Source organism: Helicobacter aurati, assembly GCF_003364265.1.
Classification (GTDB): domain Bacteria; phylum Campylobacterota; class Campylobacteria; order Campylobacterales; family Helicobacteraceae; genus Helicobacter_A; species Helicobacter_A aurati.
The window spans coordinates 23,529-43,435 of sequence record NZ_NXLW01000017.1; the positions used below are offsets into that span (position 1 = coordinate 23,529).

The 19,907-nt window shown below is 34.9% G+C and carries 16 protein-coding genes; 10 read left to right on the forward strand and 6 right to left on the reverse strand.

The window, feature by feature from the left end; genetic code table 11:
• Positions 1 to 59 precede the first annotated feature (59 nt).
• Together CQA66_RS07730 and CQA66_RS07735 are read right to left on the reverse strand one after the other, a co-directional pair.
• The gene (locus CQA66_RS07730; RefSeq protein ID WP_104762275.1) at positions 60 to 686 is read right to left on the reverse strand and encodes a LysE family translocator; all 627 of its coding nucleotides are present in this window, start codon (positions 684 to 686) and stop codon (positions 60 to 62) included.
• An 11-nt stretch (positions 687 to 697) separates the two neighbouring features.
• Positions 698 to 1,291, reverse strand: coding sequence for a hypothetical protein (locus CQA66_RS07735; RefSeq protein WP_104762276.1), 594 nt, complete (start codon positions 1,289 to 1,291; stop codon positions 698 to 700).
• Positions 1,292 to 1,786: 495 nt separating this feature from the next.
• On the opposite strand from CQA66_RS07735, the gene CQA66_RS07740 reads away from it, so the two are divergent.
• On the forward strand, positions 1,787 to 4,006 hold the full coding sequence (locus tag CQA66_RS07740) for an NADP-dependent isocitrate dehydrogenase (protein ID WP_104762277.1): 2,220 nt from the start codon (positions 1,787 to 1,789) through the stop codon (positions 4,004 to 4,006).
• Between the two features lie 25 nt (positions 4,007 to 4,031).
• Here CQA66_RS07740 and CQA66_RS07745 read toward each other — a convergent pair whose 3' ends face one another.
• Complete coding sequence (locus tag CQA66_RS07745) at positions 4,032 to 5,813, reverse strand: AAA domain-containing protein (protein ID WP_104762278.1); 1,782 nt, start codon at positions 5,811 to 5,813, stop codon at positions 4,032 to 4,034.
• Positions 5,814 to 5,927: 114 nt separating this feature from the next.
• Between CQA66_RS07745 and CQA66_RS07750 the strand changes: the two genes are divergently transcribed.
• Together CQA66_RS07750 and CQA66_RS07755 are read left to right on the forward strand one after the other, a co-directional pair.
• Positions 5,928 to 6,773 carry an ATP phosphoribosyltransferase regulatory subunit gene (locus CQA66_RS07750; RefSeq protein ID WP_104762279.1) on the forward strand — a complete coding sequence of 282 codons (846 nt, stop codon included), beginning with the start codon at positions 5,928 to 5,930 and terminating at the stop codon, positions 6,771 to 6,773.
• 2 nt (positions 6,774 to 6,775) lie between these two features.
• Positions 6,776 to 8,101 (forward strand): adenylosuccinate synthase, encoded by a 1,326-nt coding sequence (locus CQA66_RS07755; RefSeq protein ID WP_104762280.1) that lies wholly within the window; start codon positions 6,776 to 6,778, stop codon positions 8,099 to 8,101.
• 48 nt (positions 8,102 to 8,149) lie between these two features.
• Here the strand turns inward: CQA66_RS07755 and CQA66_RS07760 are convergent, their stop codons facing one another.
• Positions 8,150 to 10,450 carry a hypothetical protein gene (locus CQA66_RS07760; RefSeq protein ID WP_104762281.1) on the reverse strand — a complete coding sequence of 767 codons (2,301 nt, stop codon included), beginning with the start codon at positions 10,448 to 10,450 and terminating at the stop codon, positions 8,150 to 8,152.
• A 310-nt stretch (positions 10,451 to 10,760) separates the two neighbouring features.
• On the opposite strand from CQA66_RS07760, the gene CQA66_RS07765 reads away from it, so the two are divergent.
• The 5 genes from CQA66_RS07765 (at position 10,761) to CQA66_RS07785 (ending at position 15,328) form a co-directional block, all read left to right on the forward strand.
• Positions 10,761 to 11,834: a DctP family TRAP transporter solute-binding subunit gene (locus CQA66_RS07765; RefSeq protein ID WP_104762282.1), complete on the forward strand. Its 1,074-nt coding sequence runs from the start codon at positions 10,761 to 10,763 to the stop codon at positions 11,832 to 11,834.
• Between the two features lie 16 nt (positions 11,835 to 11,850).
• Positions 11,851 to 12,462: a TRAP transporter small permease gene (locus tag CQA66_RS07770; RefSeq protein ID WP_104762283.1), complete on the forward strand. Its 612-nt coding sequence runs from the start codon at positions 11,851 to 11,853 to the stop codon at positions 12,460 to 12,462.
• 3 nt (positions 12,463 to 12,465) lie between these two features.
• Entirely contained in the window at positions 12,466 to 13,779 is a 1,314-nt protein-coding gene (locus CQA66_RS07775) for a TRAP transporter large permease (RefSeq protein WP_104762284.1), read from the forward strand.
• 60 nt (positions 13,780 to 13,839) lie between these two features.
• Positions 13,840 to 14,919, forward strand: coding sequence for a DegT/DnrJ/EryC1/StrS family aminotransferase (locus CQA66_RS07780; protein WP_104762285.1), 1,080 nt, complete (start codon positions 13,840 to 13,842; stop codon positions 14,917 to 14,919).
• Positions 14,920 to 15,037: 118 nt separating this feature from the next.
• The gene (locus tag CQA66_RS07785; RefSeq protein ID WP_104762286.1) at positions 15,038 to 15,328 is read left to right on the forward strand and encodes a hypothetical protein; all 291 of its coding nucleotides are present in this window, start codon (positions 15,038 to 15,040) and stop codon (positions 15,326 to 15,328) included.
• Positions 15,329 to 15,561: 233 nt separating this feature from the next.
• On the opposite strand, the gene CQA66_RS07790 is transcribed toward CQA66_RS07785, so the two are convergent.
• Positions 15,562 to 17,340, reverse strand: coding sequence for a Na/Pi cotransporter family protein (locus tag CQA66_RS07790; protein ID WP_104762287.1), 1,779 nt, complete (start codon positions 17,338 to 17,340; stop codon positions 15,562 to 15,564).
• Positions 17,341 to 17,578: 238 nt separating this feature from the next.
• Here CQA66_RS07790 and CQA66_RS07795 point away from each other — a divergent pair, with 238 nt between their 5' ends.
• Both CQA66_RS07795 and CQA66_RS07800 read left to right on the forward strand, forming a co-directional pair.
• Positions 17,579 to 18,361 carry a J domain-containing protein gene (locus CQA66_RS07795; RefSeq protein ID WP_104762288.1) on the forward strand — a complete coding sequence of 261 codons (783 nt, stop codon included), beginning with the start codon at positions 17,579 to 17,581 and terminating at the stop codon, positions 18,359 to 18,361.
• A gap of 23 nt (positions 18,362 to 18,384) precedes the next feature.
• Entirely contained in the window at positions 18,385 to 19,269 is an 885-nt protein-coding gene (locus CQA66_RS07800) for an NAD(+)/NADH kinase (RefSeq protein ID WP_104762289.1), read from the forward strand.
• Positions 19,270 to 19,335: 66 nt separating this feature from the next.
• On the opposite strand, the gene CQA66_RS07805 is transcribed toward CQA66_RS07800, so the two are convergent.
• On the reverse strand, positions 19,336 to 19,907 hold a 572-nt coding region (locus tag CQA66_RS07805), incomplete at its 5' end, for a bacteriohemerythrin (RefSeq protein ID WP_181882258.1).

The following is a 19,907-nucleotide window of genomic DNA, read 5'->3' on the forward strand; positions in this document are numbered from 1 at the left end:
TTTATTTTGCTAGGAAGAAAGTAACATTTAAGAGTATTACGACATATTAAATTGAGAATTTACATTTTCATTACAATATTAAAAGCATGATAAAAAAGAGAGAAAGCAAAAAGTAAGAATAAGATTCCGCAAATTATATCGATACGAGAAAATAACTTCACGGTAAGATATTTTCGAAAATACGCAGTAGTGAAAATAATGCTAAGAAAACCACTCACTAGACTTAGGTATAAGACAATAAGGCTTATTTCTAAGTTTTTTTCAATAAAAGGCGCAATAATTGTAGAAAAAAACAAAATTGCTTTTGGATTGGAGAGGTTGATGATTAGCCCTTTAACGTAAGTATCTGGTTGCGTTGCTGCATGGCGATGTTCTTGGGTAAAATCAGAATCCAATGATGAATGCTGATTTGATATATTGTTTTTTAAGAGTTGATAAGCAAGAAAGAGAAGATAGAATCCACCCAACACAGTTAAAGATAATTGCATGAAATTTGTATTAAACAAATGAGTAAAGCCTAAATAAATAATACTAAGAAAAACAATCCAACCAGTAGCTATACCTGATAAAACCTTAATTGCCTGCCATATACCAAACTTTAATGTATTGTGCATAACAAGCAAAATGTCTGGTCCAGGAGTAATAGCTCCTACGAATCCTATAAGAAAAATCGTCAACATATCCATGATAGATACCTTTAATAATCCCCATATCCTTCGATACGCATTTCTTCGTTGGGTTTTGGACATTCTAAGAGAATATTTGCTGTGCCGTAATTGGGAATTTCATTTAAATCAAGCAATATTTCAGGGCTCGAAGTTTGTTGCGCTTCAAAAGAACGTGAAATAACAAGTGAGCAAAGCGAAAGATTCTCGGGCATAGGTTCTATTTTGTAAAATGTGCCTGTAATATGTGTAACATTATAAATATTGGGTGCAATTCTTGCGTAAAGATTGGAATTGTTGCGTGAATAACGATAAAAAGTAATAGCATGGTTATTGGAACGGAAGATGGTGTAATTACCGTGATTATACATTCCTCTTGACATAATATTGGTTGATTGATTCATATTGAATGCAGATTGTGGAATATCAATTACGCGACCATAAGGTGTATCTTTAAGAAAAGATTTATCAATCGGAATAACGTTAGATGTTACAAAAAGCAATAGCCCACGATTGGTTTTACTTTTTTGATACGATTGGTTTTTTTCATTCAAAAAACTATCGCTTAACAACAATGAACAGTTTACTAAAAAGAGAATCCATAAACATGTCATAAAACGTATCATAACTACCCCATTGCAATGTTTTAAATGGCTAAAGCAATTAAGATTCCAACTCGGTTAGCGTCATCAAATTTATCATATCTAACTAAATTCACATATTCACACTGGAATTTATTGAATCCCAATCATTTAGGGATAATGCAAGCAATCAGATAAAGATTCCATGATAAAGTATTGTTTCTTCGCGTTTTATGATTACAGCTTATAATTGCAGTAGGGCAGCATGATTCTGAAAGTAGATAAATCTTGCGTTAAAGATACCAAACATCTTAGATTTATTTGATTATTAAACAAGTCGAGGCGAGCAAACATTTCTGAAAATGTTAATTTATGATTAATAAATTATTATTTTTGTAACGTTATGAATGATAAGTGGGCGAGCACCATCTTGGTTGCTCTAAACACAACTATTTTCGCTATACTTAAGTTTTTATACATAATTTAGATTAGATAGAAGCTTAATTATTTATTCACGAGTTTTACACGAAAGGATACAACATGAAAATTACTTACACACTTACGGACGAATCCCCAGCTCTAGCGACTTATTCGTTTTTGCCTATTGCTCGGGCATTTTTGCGACATGCCGATATTGAGGTGCTTACCTCCGATATTTCATTATCTGCGAGAATATTAGCCCAATTTCCAGAATCTCTGAATCCAGAACAAAGAGTAGAGGATTCTCTTAGTGTTTTAGGGGATCTTGTTAAGAGCGCAGAGGCTAATCTGATTAAGACGCCTAATATTTCTGCCTCCATTCCACAGCTTAAAGCGGCGATTAAAGAATTGCAGGATAAGGGCTATAATGTGCCTGATTTTTATGATGAACCACAAAATGATTTGCAACGCAAGAGCAATGACAAATATCAAAAAGTATTGGGTTCAGCCGTTAATCCTGTGCTTAGGCAGGGTAATTCAGATAGACGTTCTACTAAGGCTGTAAAGTCTTATGCTCAAAAAAATCCTTACAGAATTGCTGCATTTAATACAGATTCTAAAAGTTGCGTAAGCTATATGCAGGATGGTGATTTTTTTGCTAATGAAAAGGCAGTATTGATAGAATCTCCGACTACTGCAAAAATCATTTTTCAATCTGCAGATGGCAAGAAAGAGACGCTTAAAGAAGGAATCAAGTTAGAACAAAACGAAATCATTGATGCAACATTTATGAATACAAAAAAGCTTAGTGAGTTTTATCACGAGCAAATTAAGAAATGTAAAGAAGAGGGGATTCTATTTTCTTTACATCTTAAAGCTACGATGATGAAAGTAAGCGATCCTGTTTTGTTTGGTTATGCAGTGAAAACCTATTTTAGAGATCTTTTCGAACTCTTTGGCGAAGAATTAGCGAGGCTTGGAGTAAATGCGAATAATGGCGTGAGTGAAATACTTGCTAAGATAGAATCTTCTCCTAAAAAAGCTGAAATATTTGCTAAATATCAAGAAATATTGAAGCAGAATGCCAAGATTTCTATGGTTAATTCCGATAAAGGTATTACCAATTTGCATGTCCCTAGTGATGTTATTGTTGATGCTTCTATGCCGGCTATGTTGAAAAATGGTGCGAAACTTTGGGATAGTGAGGGCAAAGAATGTGATACCAATGCTGTAATACCCGATAGGACTTATGCAACAATTTACGAAGCTGTGTTAGATGATTTACGTTGTAATGGCGTGCTTAATCCTCAAACTCTTGGAAGTGTGTCAAATGTTGGGCTTATGGCGAAAAAAGCACAAGAGTATGGATCGCACGATAAAACCTTTATTGCGACTAGCGATGGGAAGTTTATTGTGATGGATTCTCAAGATAAAGTTTTGCTCTTACATGAGGTTAGGAAAGGCGATATTTATCGCGTTAATCAGGCAAAATTTGACGCTGTGCAGAATTGGATTGATTTAGGAATTGAGAGAGCAAAAACCACTGGAGATATAGCTATTTTTTGGTTAGATTCTAAACGCGCAAGTAATAAAATTATGATTGATTTAGTTCAAGCAAGATTGCGAGAAAAGCTTGGAGAAAGAAGCAAAGATATTCTTATCTTAGCACCTAAAGAAGCGTGTTTAGAATCTTTGCGCATTATTCGTAGTGGCAAAGATGTGATTTCTATTACAGGGAATGTATTGCGCGATTATCTCACAGATTTGTTTCCTATTCTTGAACTCGGCACAAGTGCAAAAATGCTTTCGGTTGTTCCAATGCTTAATGGCGGAGCAATGTTTGAGACAGGTGCTGGAGGTAGTGCGCCTAAGCAGGTAGAGCAATTAGTCAATGAAAATCATTTGCGCTGGGATAGCTTGGGAGAGTTTTTGGCATTGCAGGCTAGCTTGGAATTTTATGCGCAAAGAAACAATAACAATAAGGCAAAAATATTAGCCGATGCGCTTGATAATGCGATTGGACAATGGTTAGATAACAATAAAGCACCTTCACGTAAGGTTGGTGAAGACGATAATCGCACAAGCCATTTTTATTTAAGTCTCTATTTTGCTAAGGCATTATCAGAGCAAACGGCAGATTCTACTCTTGCGAAGTTTTTTAAGCCTGTTTCTGATGCTTTGGAATCGCAACAGGATTCTATACGTTCAGAATTTAATTCTATACAGGGAGCGAAAGTAGATTTAGGTGGATACTATAAATTTGATGATGCTAAAACTGAGTCTGTTATGCGACCAAGTAAGAGTTTCAATGCTATTATTGATAGGATTGCAAAGGGTTAAAGTTTGTAGAGTCAATGAATTGTGTTCATGTTCCAATGAGTTTTGTCGCGAAAGCTTTGTTGTAGGGTTTAGCAATTTGCAATAGCGAAGCAATAAGCTGCCCTTTCTTTTGTAGCCAAAAATTATAATCACATACAATTATCAATTTCTTTTTTAAACGGCTAATGGCTACGTTGAGAGCGAATAGTGCCCCCTTATTCATTGAATTTGTCATAAACATGCTAAATTTCACGGGTGAAAATATTATGCAATCAAATTCTTTGCCTTGTGATTTATGTATAGTAAAAACGCGGTTACGAGGTACACCCTTACGCAATAAGAGCTTTTGTTGATCACGAAAGGGAGTAAGCACAGCATAATCGGCAAAGTCATTGATTATCGTCATAATAGCGTTTGCTTCAGCTATATTTTCATTATTACTGCTTGTAGCATAATGGTATGGTTTCCCGTATTGCTTAGAATCTATAAAATAAATTTCTGTTTGTTCTCCTTTTCCCTGCAAACCATTGCAATACACATGCCCGTCAAGAATCTGGGCAAGATTGTTGCCATAACGGTGTGTTACGGTAAGTTTGTAATGGGCAATATTCTGAAAAGTTATTTCATCATGATTGTGCGCATGATGCAAACCTGTATGGTCGCGCAACAGAGATTCAATGAAAAGCGCGTTGAGATTCCATAAACAAACCTCGTGCTTTTCTGCAGAGATTGTTTTAGTATCCATAAGACAAATGGGCATGAGCTGTTTGTGGTCTCCTAGAAGCGTAAGAGGAATATTGAGTTGCAATGGAGCAATAAGCTTAATAAGGGGAGAAAAGGCGCATTCGTCAAGGAAAATATGCGCAAAGTTTAGAGTAGAGAGGATTTGATAACGTTTTACAAAACTATCTAATGTTAATCCTATAACTAGGCATTCTTGTAGTCTGTCTTTAAGATTAGGAGAGGCAAAGAGCTTCGTGCTTTCTGCCTGCTTTGATTCTTCCTCATCTGTATGTATGCACACTTCAGGATAGTGTTGTAAAAAATCATGACTAGGCATACCAAGACGTAAAAATTTCTCACGCGCAATACCTTTTACATCGCATTTTGTTATAAGTGCCGTAAATATTTGTTCTAGTGCCGTATTAGTTGGGGCAAGAATCAAGGCTTTCTTTTGCTGCATAATGATATTCAGTAGAGCAAAGAAAAGCACAACTTGTGTTTTACCGCTACCGCTTATACCCCAAATATAACTCATTGGGGAAGAAAAAATGCCTTTGAGTGCTTTTTGTTGTTGGACGTTAATGTAAGAATCAAGAGGAATTGTTAATGAAAGAGGCTTTTGCGAAGGTAAGGCAAGATGTAACTTTTGCTGACAAAAAGAAAGAATATTGCTTACAAGGAATTTCAAATCTACAAAAAGCTTGAGATATTTCGCAATATTATTATCAAGAGTATTTGTATTGGACAGGTTCATATCAGATTCTTGTTCTAATAGATGCAATGCCGTTTGCAAAGTTGTATCTGTGAGGGGAATATGCAATGTGCGGGTAAGCTCGTTGTAATGTTTTTTTTCATAGGAATCTAAATCTATGCTTGTAGAGCCAATAGAGAGTTGCAGATAATCAACCGCAAGAAGAGGTTGTTCAAGAGAGAGAATAAGTGTATTTTGTTGCCGTGTTTCTTGTGGATTCTCACTATGTGGAATATTTTTGGAGTGAATTATTGCTTTGGTGATTTTGATTTCTTCTCTGCCTAAGTTATTTTCTTCTAAGTATGCTAAGTAGTCTTGCGCAGATTTTATGATGTAGTCATGTAGAGTGGACATTGCCTTTCCTGAATGTGAGGTGATTTGGATTTTAACAAAAACTCTCTAACAACAGCCGCAATTGGACAATTTTGGATATAATCAAAAGTTTATTCAAGGATTAGGATAGTGAGTATGGTTTTAGAGCATGAGATTCCAAAGGGAAGTAAACTTCATTTTGGCTTGTCTGCTAGATTAAAACGAAAAGTTGAGAATCTTAGTGCAGAACTATTTTATCAGCATGGTTTTGAAGAAATAGTCAGCCCTATTTTTGTTTACCAAGAACATCAAAAGAGTTTTCTTAATCGCAATGTTATTCATTTAAGCAGCGAACAGAATCATCAAATTGCTATGCGCAATGATAGCACGATAGACGTTATTCGCATTATTACTAAGAGATTGGGCAGAACTACCGATCAGAAAAAATGGTTTTATATTCAACCTGTCTTTAGCTATCCTACAATTGAGCATAATCAGATTGGTGCTGAATGTATCAATGAGAATGCTATACAAAATATGCTTATGTTGGGTATAACTATTTTCCATTCACTTGGTATTACGCCTTTGCTGCAAATAACCAATACAAAAATCGCAAAGCTCTGCGCGCAGGAAATGCAGTTAGATATTTGTTATTTTGATAAATTGCATATTGAAAAGTTACAGGCTGTTGCGTTTATTGGCAAACTCTTATCAGTCAATACACCGAGTGATTTGGCAAATATTATAGATAGCATGCCGCAATTTCTTAGACCCGAATTAGAATATTTGTTGCATTCATGTTCTTGTGATTATCCACATGTGCTTTGTTCGCCACTGCTTCCTGCGCCCGTAGATTATTATGATGATTTGTTTTTTAAAATGTTTTTACGCAACGCGGTTTTTCTCTCTGGCGGACATTATTGCGTTGATGGAACAAGAAGTTGTGGGTTCGGGATTTATACTGACAATATTATTTATCATTTACTGAAAGATAAAGGATAATCATGGCAGATGTGGTTTTAGGTGTGCAATGGGGAGATGAAGGCAAAGGCAAGATAGTTGATAGTTTAGCTAAGGATTATGACTTTGTTGTTCGTTTTCAGGGCGGGCATAATGCTGGGCATACTCTTGTCATTGATTCTGTGAAATATGCTTTGCACCTTATTCCTAGCGGAATATTCTATCCTAGATGTAAAAATATTATCGGCAATGGCGTTGTTATTGATTTACAGGCATTAGATTCTGAAATGCGGCAATTTGAGAATCTCTTTTGTGGATATTTGCAAGATAAGATGTCGCATCAGGGCAGCATGACAGAATCCTCTTTGCAATCAGATGCGGTAAGTCCTCTTGTTGGTAGACTTTTTATTTCTAATAGGGCACATGTTATTTTGCCTTATCATATTGCGCTTGATAATCTTGCAGAAACTAGAAGAAAGCAAACCAAAGGTATAGAAGCTATTGGCACAACCGGCAAAGGCATTGGTCCTGCATATAGTGATAAGGTTTTGAGAAATGGAATACAAGTTGGGGATTTGTTTGATGAGGATTTATTGCGCGTAAAGCTAGAGGCAAGTCTGCAAAATATTGCCCCCTTTCATCTTTCGTTTGATAGAGATTCTTTGTTTGTTACAATGCAAGAATACGCGAAGAGGTTTGCTCCGTTTGTTGTTGATACTACGCAGATTCTATGGGATGCTGTTGGCAGTAATAAAAAAATATTGCTTGAAGGTGCTCAAGGCAGCATGTTGGATATTGATCATGGAACCTATCCTTTTGTAACAAGCTCAAACACGAGTATAGCAGGTGCACTTTCTGGTACGGGATTAAATACACGCGATATAGATTCGGTTATTGGTATTATGAAAGCCTATTGTACGCGTGTTGGCAATGGAAACTTTCCAACGGAATTACACGATGAGGTAGGTGAATTTTTGCGCAAAAATGGAGCAGAGTTTGGTACGACGACCGGACGTTTGAGGCGATGCGGTTGGCTTGATTTGGTAGCCATTAAGCAAGCAGTACGACTAAATGGGTGCACAGAGTTGGCAATTATGAAGCTTGACGTATTGGATGGGTTATCTGAAGTTCAAGTGTGTATAGCTTATGAGTATCAAGGTCAGAAAATTGATTACATGCCCTATAACTTGCAAGTAAAGCCAATTTATAAACGTTTTGCTGGTTGGAATAAAACCGCATCAGTACGTAATCTTGAGGAATTACCGTCAAATGCAAGAGAATATATCGCTTTTATCGAAGAATATATAGGATGTAAGATAAGGCTAGTTTCAACAAGTCCAGAAAGGAATGATATTATTGAAATAGGGTAGTCAAATGTTCTGCGGATAGAATCTATGGAATCTTATATATTCGGAATCTTATACTGAAAATATATATCGAAATATTGCATTACCACCATAGTGATAAAAACTTTCTTTCTCGCTTAAAGTCCATTTAAGGAATGTTTCAAAGCCTAATTGTGTAGTGTTGTTTATGGCAAATTGTCCTGTTAGATGAAACGATATTCTTTTATTGTAAGGAGAGTCAAAAGCAATATGACTTCCATCTTGAAAAGATAAAAGAAGTTTTTGAGAATTTAATAGGAAATGTTCATAATCAAATTCTAGTGCAATATGTTTATTGTTGTCTATTATATAGCGACTCTCTAATCCTACGGAGAGATTCAAATGGTATGCGTCATAGCCACGTGAGCCAAGAGAAGAGTTTGCAGTCGCGGATTCTACAAAATTAGCTGATAAATTATAGCTCTGGTGAAGACCGAGATAAGGCTTTAGAGAAATGTTGTTGTAGAAAAAACGATACCCCAATTGCGTATCAAGTGGCATACTCTGAAATATGTAATTTGTGCTTAGTGAATCATTTACTTGTAAGGCGTTAATTTGCATATTTCTTTGGGAATCTATAATTGATAGAAAATAGCCAAGCAAAATATCTAATTCAAGATTCTGATTTGCAAGAAAACGTGAATGTACATTCATTGCGAATCCTATATTATGACTTCGATTTTGAAATGTGGATTGCAAGAGAGTGAAGTTTCTTTGTTTGTCTTGTATGCTGCCGTATGCGTAGGCGGTTTGCAATGACAATAAAGAATTTAAGAAATTAAAGTGCGTTCCTGCTTTTATTCCGTTAAAAGTGCCGTTTGCGCTGCCTGATATGCCGCTAACGATGCCACCTACTTCTACATTAGTGGTATTGGCATATTGATTTATAAAAAATGAATCGACTTTCATATTGCTTTTTAACATATCAATTAAGCTTAACGGTAAAGTAAAGAATTGAGACATTAAAGCCCCATTCATTTCATCTATATCAGCTTTGATACTATTGCGATTAGAGCCATTCACTGTATAGATTCCATTACCAAGACTTTGTAAGATTGCCTGTTGGTTTGAATCAAGTGTGTTTGTGAATTGCTTAATAGCGTCATGATTGATAGTCAATGTAGCTTTGCCATCCCAACGATTATTGGCTCCGTAGGAAAGCTGTGCGCTTGCAAACTCTGTATTGCCATTTTTTATTTGTACATTCGCGTTAGTTGCGATTGGTCCATTGACAAGCGTATATGAATTATCTGTTGCGCCAGCGAAGTCTACGATAATTGTTCCATTATTTTCGAGATTCCCGTTGAACACCCCCATTTTGCCTTTATATACACCAAAAGTTAATGTGCTGCCTGCTTCATTGGCAAGCTTTGTTGCGCTAAGAGTTGCGCCATAGATTCCAATATTTGAATCTTGTGGGCTTAATAACCCGCCTCCATTTGTTGCTGAGCCACCTCTTGTAGAAGTAATTTGTCCGTTCACATTCATAGTTCCACCATAAAGCAGTAATTGTCCACCGCCACCAAATGGAGGATCAAATACGTTAAATCCAACCGATCCATTTCCCGTAGCATCGATTTGTGCTTGTCCGCCATTGTAGAAGTTCCCTACTACGGTGATATTACCTTCATGATTCTGAAAAGTTGCAGTGCCGTTAGTATTGAGATTGACAGGACTTCCAATATTATAGACATTACCGTTGAGTGTGATTTGTCCACCGTTATTCGATAAATTCTTTTGTATTCTTATAGTATTCGCTTGGACGTTAAGCTTGGCGTTTGTATTGACCGTAAGATTCCCATCATGGATAAAGAATATTGCTTGAATAAAATCTGCAGTAGCATTTTGTCCCAATATTAAAGAAGTGTTGCTATTAAAACGTACTTTGGAACTTCCTCCATAGTCTGAACCTGCCGCGTTAATGATGTTTCCACTTGAAATGACGCTTAATGTTGCGCCGTTGCCAACATTAATGCCTCTTTGCTGAATTGCTAATGTGTGCGTATTGATAAAAGCCACTTGAATATTCTCACCAATGTCTATTCCTTTTGAGTAAAATGTCGTTGTGCTAGTTTTTGCATTTGGGGGATCTTGGATTTCCAAAATATATCCTGATCCAGGAGCACCGATAATATTTAAATAAGTATTTTTACCGTCACCTATTGCTGAAGGTTCAAAGTTGCCTTTGCTTGCAGTAATAGTGTCGTTTCTTGTACCGCCGTTGAGTGTTATTGTGGAAGGCATATTAAAATCAATCCAATCTACTGCGTGTAGGTATGAAAATAGAGTAAGAGTTACAAAAGGAAATACGCAAGTGTGAATATATTTTTTCATTAAAGATTCTTTGTGCTTTTGGTATATTGAGTTAAATTAGAATCAATTATATCTTATTGATATTTAAATATTTCTAATATCTCTCTAAGATTCTTAGGATTTAACTTACAGATACAATTAAGCGTAACATTTAGTAAGTTTTTTAAAAATTAAGAGTTAAACTGCTTTTTCAATTATTGTTGTGTTTGTGAAGATTTTAGGTATAATCAGTCAAGATTCAAGATAGAGAATCTTACAATTTGCCTAGAAATTGCGCTTAAGATAAGATTGAGATGCACTCGTTGTTGTTTAAGATTTTTAAGGAGTAAGTATGAAAAAGGTAATTAATATCTGCTCATCTATGAGTAGTTTTCTAATAATAAGTTTATGCGTTTTATCGTTCGTTGCTTGCGGCGACAATAAGGATTCTAAAACCAAACAAAATGCGACAAGTCAGAATGATACTCCAAGCGATAAAGTCTATGTCGTGAAGTTTGCGCATGTTGTAAGTAGTGGGACACCTAAGGGAAAAGCAGCTGAATTATTTGCAAAACGAGCAGGTGAGCTTAGTAATGGTAGATTAAAAGTTGAAGTTTTTCCTTCAGCTCAACTTGTAGATGATGACAAAGTTTTCACAGAGATTAAAAGAAATAATGTGCAAATGGCAGCACCTAGTTTTTCTAAATTCACTCCTATTGTCAAGGAGTTTAATATATGGGATGTTCCTTTTTTGTTTCGTGATAATGAACATTTACATAAAGTTATGGACGGAGAAGTAGGGGATCTTCTTAAGAGCAAAGTTACAGAGAAAGGTTTTGTGGCTCTTGATTATTGGGATTCTGGGTTTAAACATTTCAGCACGAACAAGAAGCCTATTATTGTGCCACACGATGCAAAAGGGCAGAAGATGCGTATTATGAGTTCTAAAATATTGGAGGAACAAACAAAAGCTATTGGTGCGATACCACAAGTTATTAATTTTGGTGAAGTTTATTCATCATTGCAAACAGGCGTTGTAGATTCTGCAGAGAATCCGTTGTCTAATCTTTATAACTCTAAATTCTATGAAGTGCAAAGCTCTATAACACTTACTAGTCACGGCTATCTTGGCTATCTTGTTATTGTGAGTGAAAAGTTTTGGAAAGATTTGCCAGATGATTTAAAGCAGATATTCAAAGAGGCATTACATGAAGCAACTTTGTTTGAGCGCGAGGAAACGCAAAGAGATGAATCCATATTGCTAAAAAATCTTGAAGATTATGCGCAAAAAAGTGGAAAACTCCGAATCTTTACGTTGACTCCTGAACAAAAGAAAGAATGGGAAGATGTCATGCTTGCCATTTATCCAAAGTTTTATAATATTGTAGGTAAAGATTTAATCACAAAGATTCAGGATATACGATAATTTCATTTGGAGGGGAATGAAGATGTTTTTGGCTACATTTTTTTCATCTTTACATAAGTCAGTGTTGCTTAATAGGATTTTTAGTGCATTAGATAAGGTTATTGCTTTTATTAATAAGAATGTAGCTGTATTTGGCTTATTGTTGGGCGTTATTATTGTGGCAGTTAACGTGTTTTTACGTACATTGAGTTCTTGGTATCCAGAAATCGGATCGATTACTTGGGGTGAAGAAGTAGCAAGATATTGTTTTATATGGAGCGCGCTTTTTGGTGCGGCATACGGTTTTAGAAAGGGAATACACATCTCTGTAATGATTTTAGTTGAGAAATTTCCGTCTATGATTGCAAAAATATGCATTCTTGTTTCTTATATGTGCTGCATAATCTACCTTGGCTTTATGTGTTATGCTAGTATTGATGTGTGCTATCTTAACTATACTCTTGGCGTTAGCAGTGAATCTTTTCATGATATTCCTCTATGGTATTTTTTATTATGCTTGCCTATCGCCTTTTTAGGGGCGACTTATCGCGTTATAGAAAAATTTTATGAAGTGTTATGGATGGATAAGACAACCTTAACGAAAAGCCTACAGGATGAATTTATTCATGATTCTACGGTGAAAGAGTAGACTATGGGTATCTTGTTTTTATTTGTCGTTTTATTTGGACTCATTTTGATTGGCGTCCCTGTAGCTGTATCGTTAGGTATTAGTTCTCTTTTAACATTGATATTTTTTACAAGTTTTGATATTTTAGCAATCCCTGATATTTTTATATCTGGATTCAAATCTACACTTATGGCGATCCCTATGTTTATTCTAGCAGGCTCTCTTTTGAGCAAAGGGAGTTCTGCTCAACGTATTGTAGACTTTGCGAAAGCTCTTGTTGGACATTTACCTGGTGGCTTGACAATGAGTGCTATTTTAGCTTGTATTATCTTTGCAGCTGTAAGTGGAAGTTCTCCAGCGACAGTAGTTGCCATTGGTTCTGTTATGTTTACAGCATTAAAAAATGCAGGATATCCGCAGAGTTATGCAGTTGGCGCGATTACTTCTGCTGGGAGCTTAGGTATTCTTATTCCCCCTTCTGTTGTTATGATTGTTTATGGAGTTACTGCAAGTGGATTGAGCGATTTAAATGGTAAAACTATTACTGTATCTATTGAAGAGCTCTTTAAAGCTGGAATCATTCCTGGCTTATTGATTGGTTTTGCGATGATGCTCTATGCTTATATTGGGGCAAAAAGATTGGGTTTTAAAGCAAGCCAACCTGAAAAATTTAGTGTGAGATTAAAGAAATTTTTTGAAGCTTTTTGGGCATTACTTATTATTGTGGTGATAATTGGTGGAATTTATGGTGGATTGTTTACTGCTACTGAAGCGGCAGGAATAGCCTGTGTTTATGCGTTTGTTGTGTCTATATTTGTGTATCGAGATATTAAATTACAGGATTTTTATGCTGTCCTTTTAGATGCTGCTCTCACAACTGCAATGATATTTTTAATTATAGGCTCTGCTGTTGTTTTTGCTCATGTTCTTACAAGTGAACGCATTCCACACATGATTGCAGCGTTTTTGATTGAACAAAATATGAGCTGGTGGATGTTTTTAATTGTTGTGAATATTGTTTTGTTTGTTATGGGGCAATTTATGGAGCCTAGTTCTGTAGTGATGATTATGGCACCTTTGTTATTGCCTATTGCCGTGAGTTTGGGAATTGATCCTATTCATTTTGGAATTATTATGGTTGTCAATATGGAACTTGGTATGATTACGCCTCCTGTTGGACTGAATTTGTTTGTAGCAAGCTCCCTTACGGGGCTCAATCTTAAAGATGTTACAATATCCGTTATACCGTGGCTTATTATCATGATACTTGGACTTCTTGTTGTTACTTATATTGAAGATATTTCTTTGTGGCTACCTTCGCTTAGTCGCATTAGTTGATAGGCTATATGCCTCTTTATAGTATAATTTTGTCTTGTGATTAAAGATGTAGGGGATGTAATGATAGCAGTTAATAAGCCTTATTTACCGAATCCTAAGAAATATCAGAACTATTGTGAACGAATATGGAAGAGTAACTACCTTACTAATTTTGGACCTTTAAGCCTTGAGTTAGAACATAAACTTTGCGAATATTTGGGCGTACCTTATATTCTTTTAGTGAGTAACGGGACGCTTGCTTTACAAATTGCATATAAATTGGCTGGATTGAATAGGGGAGATAAAGTACTTACTACACCTTTTAGCTTTGCAGCTACTACGAACACCCTTGTTTGGGAAGGATTAGAACCTGTATTTTGTGATATAGAATCACAAAGTTTTTGTATAGACACTCAATTAATGTCTAATATGCTCACAGAAGAAATAAAGGCTATTTTGCCCGTTCATGTCTTCGGGAATCCTTGTGAGGTGGAAATTATAGAATCATTAGCCGCAAAGCATCGTTTTAAATTGATTTATGATGCCGCACATGCTTTTGGTGTAAAGTATAAGGACAGAAGTATTTTATCATTTGGGGATATGGCTACATTAAGCTTCCATGCTACGAAACTTTTTCATACTGTTGAGGGTGGTGCTATTATTGTACGAGATTCTGCTTTGATTGCAGAGGGAAAAGAGATGATTAATTTTGGATTAAAAAATAATTTCCCTCATTCTTTGGGTATTAATGCCAAACTTAGCGAATTTCATGCTGCTATGGGACTATGTGTGTTGGAGGATATGCCCTTTATTATGGAGGATAGGGAACGTATTTGGGAATATTATTACACAAAGTTACGTAATTATTTTAGTATGCAATACTTGCATGCTAAAGCAACAAACAATTATCATTATTTTTGTATTCTCTTTAAAAGCACCTCTTTACTTGATGCCGCGTTACAAGCGTTAGAGGAGCAACAGATTTTCCCTAGACGTTATTTTTATCCGAGCCTACATTCTCTTTCATTTCTTTCCTTCGAATCAAACTGCCCTGTTTCAAGTGATATTGCAAGCAGGATTTTATGTTTGCCTATATTTGTAGGGCTACAACAAGAAGAGCAAGATAGAATCATAAAGATACTTCTTCCTTTTGCAAAATAATTTTTATCAATGAATAAAGTGATTTGTTTGCATGAGGTTTTTTTAAAATTTGTTTTTCATTTGTTTTAAACTATGTTATAATCTTACCCTTTATATCTTATTCTTTAGAGGAGTTTTTATGAAAAAGTTGTTTATTTTGACACTTTTGACAGGTTTGGTGAGTTTATTTATTGGATGTGGTGATGATAAAAAAGAATCTAAGCCGCAAAATGTAGCTCCAGCTTCAACGCAACAAACCGAAAGTGCAACTGAAAATTCATTACCGAAAGTGCAAGAAAGCAATACAGAACAGCAAAGTACAGAATCTAAAGTGGAAGAAGATTCTTCTTCGCAACACGATCATAGCCAACATGATGAAGGACATGCAGATTCTAATACCGCAACAACTGAAAACAATGAAAATAAATAAGTTGTAACATAGCTTCTTATTGTTAACTACTACCTTTCTTTAAAATTTTCAATATTTCAAAAAAGGGAATATTGAAAATATGTTTATCCGTTCTTATTGTTTTTACTTTTTATATTTTAAGCTTTCAATTTAGTATCATTCGCGCGATAGTGTTTTAGAGATAGATTTTGATAGACTTAAATTTTATACTAATTTACGCTCGATTTTATGCAATTTGATATTTTGGTTTCTCTCTACTGATTTATATCATCGATAGATTTTGTATCAGATAATCCATGGATGTGGTTTGTTGCACTAATAAGTTCTTTGGTTACACTATGAATAAATGATAAATCATTGAGCAAAGATGTACCGTCTGTGGTTTGAATAGAATGTTCATGAATGAGTTTTTCTACAATATGAAAGGCATTTTTATCTTGTTTTTTAAAGAATTTTTTCTGTTTTTTCAATTCTACTTTAATATCCATGAGATTTTCTTGAGGCGTTATTTTTATATTTTCTATTGTACGCAGGAGTTCTCCTAAGTCAAGTCTCATATTGTCGTATTCTTTTTGTAATGCTTTGTTTTTTCCCGTAGAATGTTTTTTCATATTTTGTTGCAATAATCCTATATTTTTTGTTGCTTCTGCTATTTTACGTGATGCAATTTGTAGAGCAGTAATGCGTTCGGTATGTTGTTTGTTGCTGACAAGAGCCTGAAGCTTTGTAGAGAAATCCATAATGACATTAAAAAGTGTTTTAATTTGTGTATTGTAAAGTTCATTTACATAAAATTCTTTATAGAACCATTCTTTATTGTTGATTAACGTCTCTAATTTTTTATTCGATCGAATATCTTGTCGTGAGAATCCAATAGTATGGGAGATAATTACAAATGCGTTGTCATAGAGATGTTTTACTTCATTTTCGAGCGCAATTATAGCGGTATCTTGATAAGGCAATAATGTATCATTCACGAATAATGGTGTTGTTTCTGTTGTGTTTTGTGTCAGTAATTTATTGAGTATATTTGCAATGCTTGGAATGAAGATAAAAAGAGCGATAACACCAAAGGCGTTAAACAACGTATGAAAAACAGCTAAACGTAAAATAGAATCTGCTGACAGTCCAATTAAATCTGCAATTGTGTTATTAAGAATCAACAAGTAAGGAAAAAGAATTGTTGTAAGCAACACTGTAATAAAGTTGAACATACAATTGGCAATAGCTAATTTTTTTCCTTCAATATTTGTGCTTAGTGATGCAATGAGCGCGGTTACTACACCCCCAACACTTGTTCCTAATACTGCCCCTAATGCTTGTTCGTACCCTATTTGTTGTTCTAAAAACGCGCTAATAATAATTGCCAATGTAGCATGTGAACTTTGAATAATTGCAGTGATAAGAGCACCAATCAAGATAAATGCAATAATGCCTTTGTAGCCTTCAAATTGATATTGTGATAAGTCGATAACATCTTTCAGATTCTCAAATCCTGCCTTAATGTAAAATATCCCCAAAAAAAAGAAACCAAGTCCAGCCAGAATCTTACCTATCCCTTTATGTATCGGTTTGCTTTGAAAATTAAAGAGTAGTCCTCCCACAATCAGAGGGAGAGCTAATGAAGAGATATTGATTGATGATGCACCTGCAATAAGCCATGAGCCAGCTGTGTTTCCAAGATTTGCGCCAAATATTACGCCGATGCCTTGTGTTAAAGTAATAAGAGAGGCACTTACAAAAGAAATGGAAATTACGGACACAAGAGTAGATGATTGCATAATTGTTGTTGCAATCGTACCGAATAAAATACTTCTTATCGAAGTTTTGGTAGAAGAAGCTAAAATTCTTTCTAAGAATCCTCCAGAAAATTTTTTGAATCCTTCGCTTAAAAACAACATACCAAAGAGTAATATTGCTACTCCTGCGCATAACTTTCCTATCTGTTCGTTAATTGCAAGCGCATAAATTACAAGTATGATGATTATTGATAAGGAATATTGTTGAAAAATTGAATAGAATTTTGTTATCATTTTATATACCGCCATTAGCAATTTGAAGCTATTAAAATACTATTTTTAGTATTAAATTGTATGAATTATAACTTAAATTTTGAGCTTTATTCTTTTTTATTGGGTGTCATTTATAGAATCTGTATTTTTCAGTCTAAAGAGTATCTCTATATGATTTTTTGCTATAATTGTATTTCTTTTTAGGAGTAAAAATCATAGAGTATTGATATAGTTAATGAAGTAAATCTAAGAGGTTGTAATGATTTCTTGTAGTGATAAATATGTACAAATTAAATTGTTTCAAGATACTCGAATCCTCTCTAAAGTGTTGCTTTATGCGAACAAGCACTTTAGCAAACACTATCGGCTATCAAGTTCAATTCTTATTCTTGACGATGGCGAAATTCTTAAAAAGAATTATCTCATTAATTGGTGTTATCATGCGTTATCGCACGATGTGGATTCCACCATGCAAACCAGCGAAAGCGTGCTGCAACAAGTGTTGGAGCATAGTCATCTGCCTATACGTATTAAAATTGTTAAACCTACAGAAATGCTAGAGAGGATCAAAGTTAAAGTTGAAATGCTAGGATCTTCGCGCATTATTCTTACGTTGAGTAAAAAAAGTAAGGTAGCTGAAAGATATATTAAAGCTGTATTTGCTAGCCATTATATTGGTATGAGCGGTAATGAGATTTATCTACAATCAAATAATGAACATTTTTGGGAAAAAGTGGTAGATTTTTTAGGTAATAAAGTAATTCACAATGTCGTGTTGTTTTTTGAATATAAGGATTTTAATGCCAATGAGTTTTCTTTCCTTACTGCTGAAGAAAAAGCATTGAGACAGTGTTATGCAACACTCGATTCGCAATTTGGCGATGATTTTGAGCTAGTAAAAAAACGGTATTTAAAACTCGCTAAAGAGTATCACCCAGATAATTTTTACGGTGTTGACGAGAGTGAGGTTGTTAATCACATTACAAGATTCCGACAAATTACTGAAGCTTATAAAAAAATTAAATTACAAGCACAATGTTAATTGAAGGGGAACTTAAGTAAAAAATGGAATCTAAACGAGTGCAAAAAATAGGCATTATTTTACGTCCACATAGTGCCCATATTAAACCTATTTTCCTTGATATTAAAGAAAGGCTTGATAGTGCAGGAATAGCAGTTATGCTTGAGCATTCTGGTACAAAAATGTTAGAACTTGATACCAACAAAATTTCTAGTCATGATATGAAACACATTTGTGAAGAGTCAGATATGCTTTTTAGTATTGGCGGTGATGGCACTCTCTTGTCTGTTGCAAGGAGAGCTTATGGTCATAACATTGCAATTTTAGGAATCAATTCGGGCAGACTAGGATACCTTACAGTTGCAACTCCAAATGAAATAGCCGAGATTATTCCAAGACTAAAAAAAGGAGAATATACTACTAGAAATCATCTGATGCTAGAAGGTTATGTTGAAGAAAGTCCGAGTTTAGAAACAATACAACCACTTTTTGCACTAAATGAATTTTTGTTGTCTCGTGCTGGGTTTAGTGGTATGCTAGAATTGGAAGCCTATATTGATGGTATGCTTTTTAATCATTATCGATTAGATGGATTGTTAGTGGCTACACCTACCGGTTCTAGTGCATATAATATTTCTGCTGGGGGCAGTGTAGTCTATCCTTATTGCAGGAATGTTTTATTGACTCCTATATGTGCTCATTCGCTTAGTCAAAGGCCGCTTATTCTCAATGATGAATTTTGTATTGCTTTTCGTTTTAAGACTTCTGGTTCTCTTATATGTGATGGGCAACAAAGAATCTCCATTCCACAAGGCAGTCTTATTTGTATTAAAGTAGCGAAATATAGTGCAATTCTTACCGAATTACAGCCAAATTTTTATTTTATACGTTTGCGTGAAAAATTTGGCTGGGGGCAATATGAATCGTAGCTTGATAAATCTAGCTTGGTAAATCTTAGATTCTATACATTTTGCAGAACATCGATTTATTAGATTCTATATTTTCATATCACTGATAAATGATATATTAGTATGACAATGTTTGCAACGTAATGTATGCCCGTTTTGAAGATTCGCATGTATATTTGGTGCAATATTGTAGATCCTACCACACATACAACTATAAATATGCAATACGGATTGTTTTTTAATTTTTTTGTTTGTGTCGACGTGTAAATCATTTTTAGGTTCATGTTCGTTATGCTCTATGTAATTTATGGGAGAGTCTTTGGGCACTGTATTTTGCTCTAAATGTTCTTTTTGCATTTGCTGTGCTTGAAGTATCTCTTGTTGATATTCGCCAATTTGCATATCTTCTTGTAGGATATGCTTTAAGAGCCATTGTTCCATAATGATAACTAGTTGTTGTTTGAAATCATATTTCATATTCTTTATGAGATGAGTCATATCTAATATAATATTTCTATGGTGTTCTCTATGAGAATCTAAGTAAGGGTATTGCATATTTTCCATATATGTTTCTTCATCCCGAAAATGTGTTTTCATATACTCAAAAAGTGCCGCTAACATTTTTTTTATTTCTGCAGGATCAGTCTGCTTACCTATCA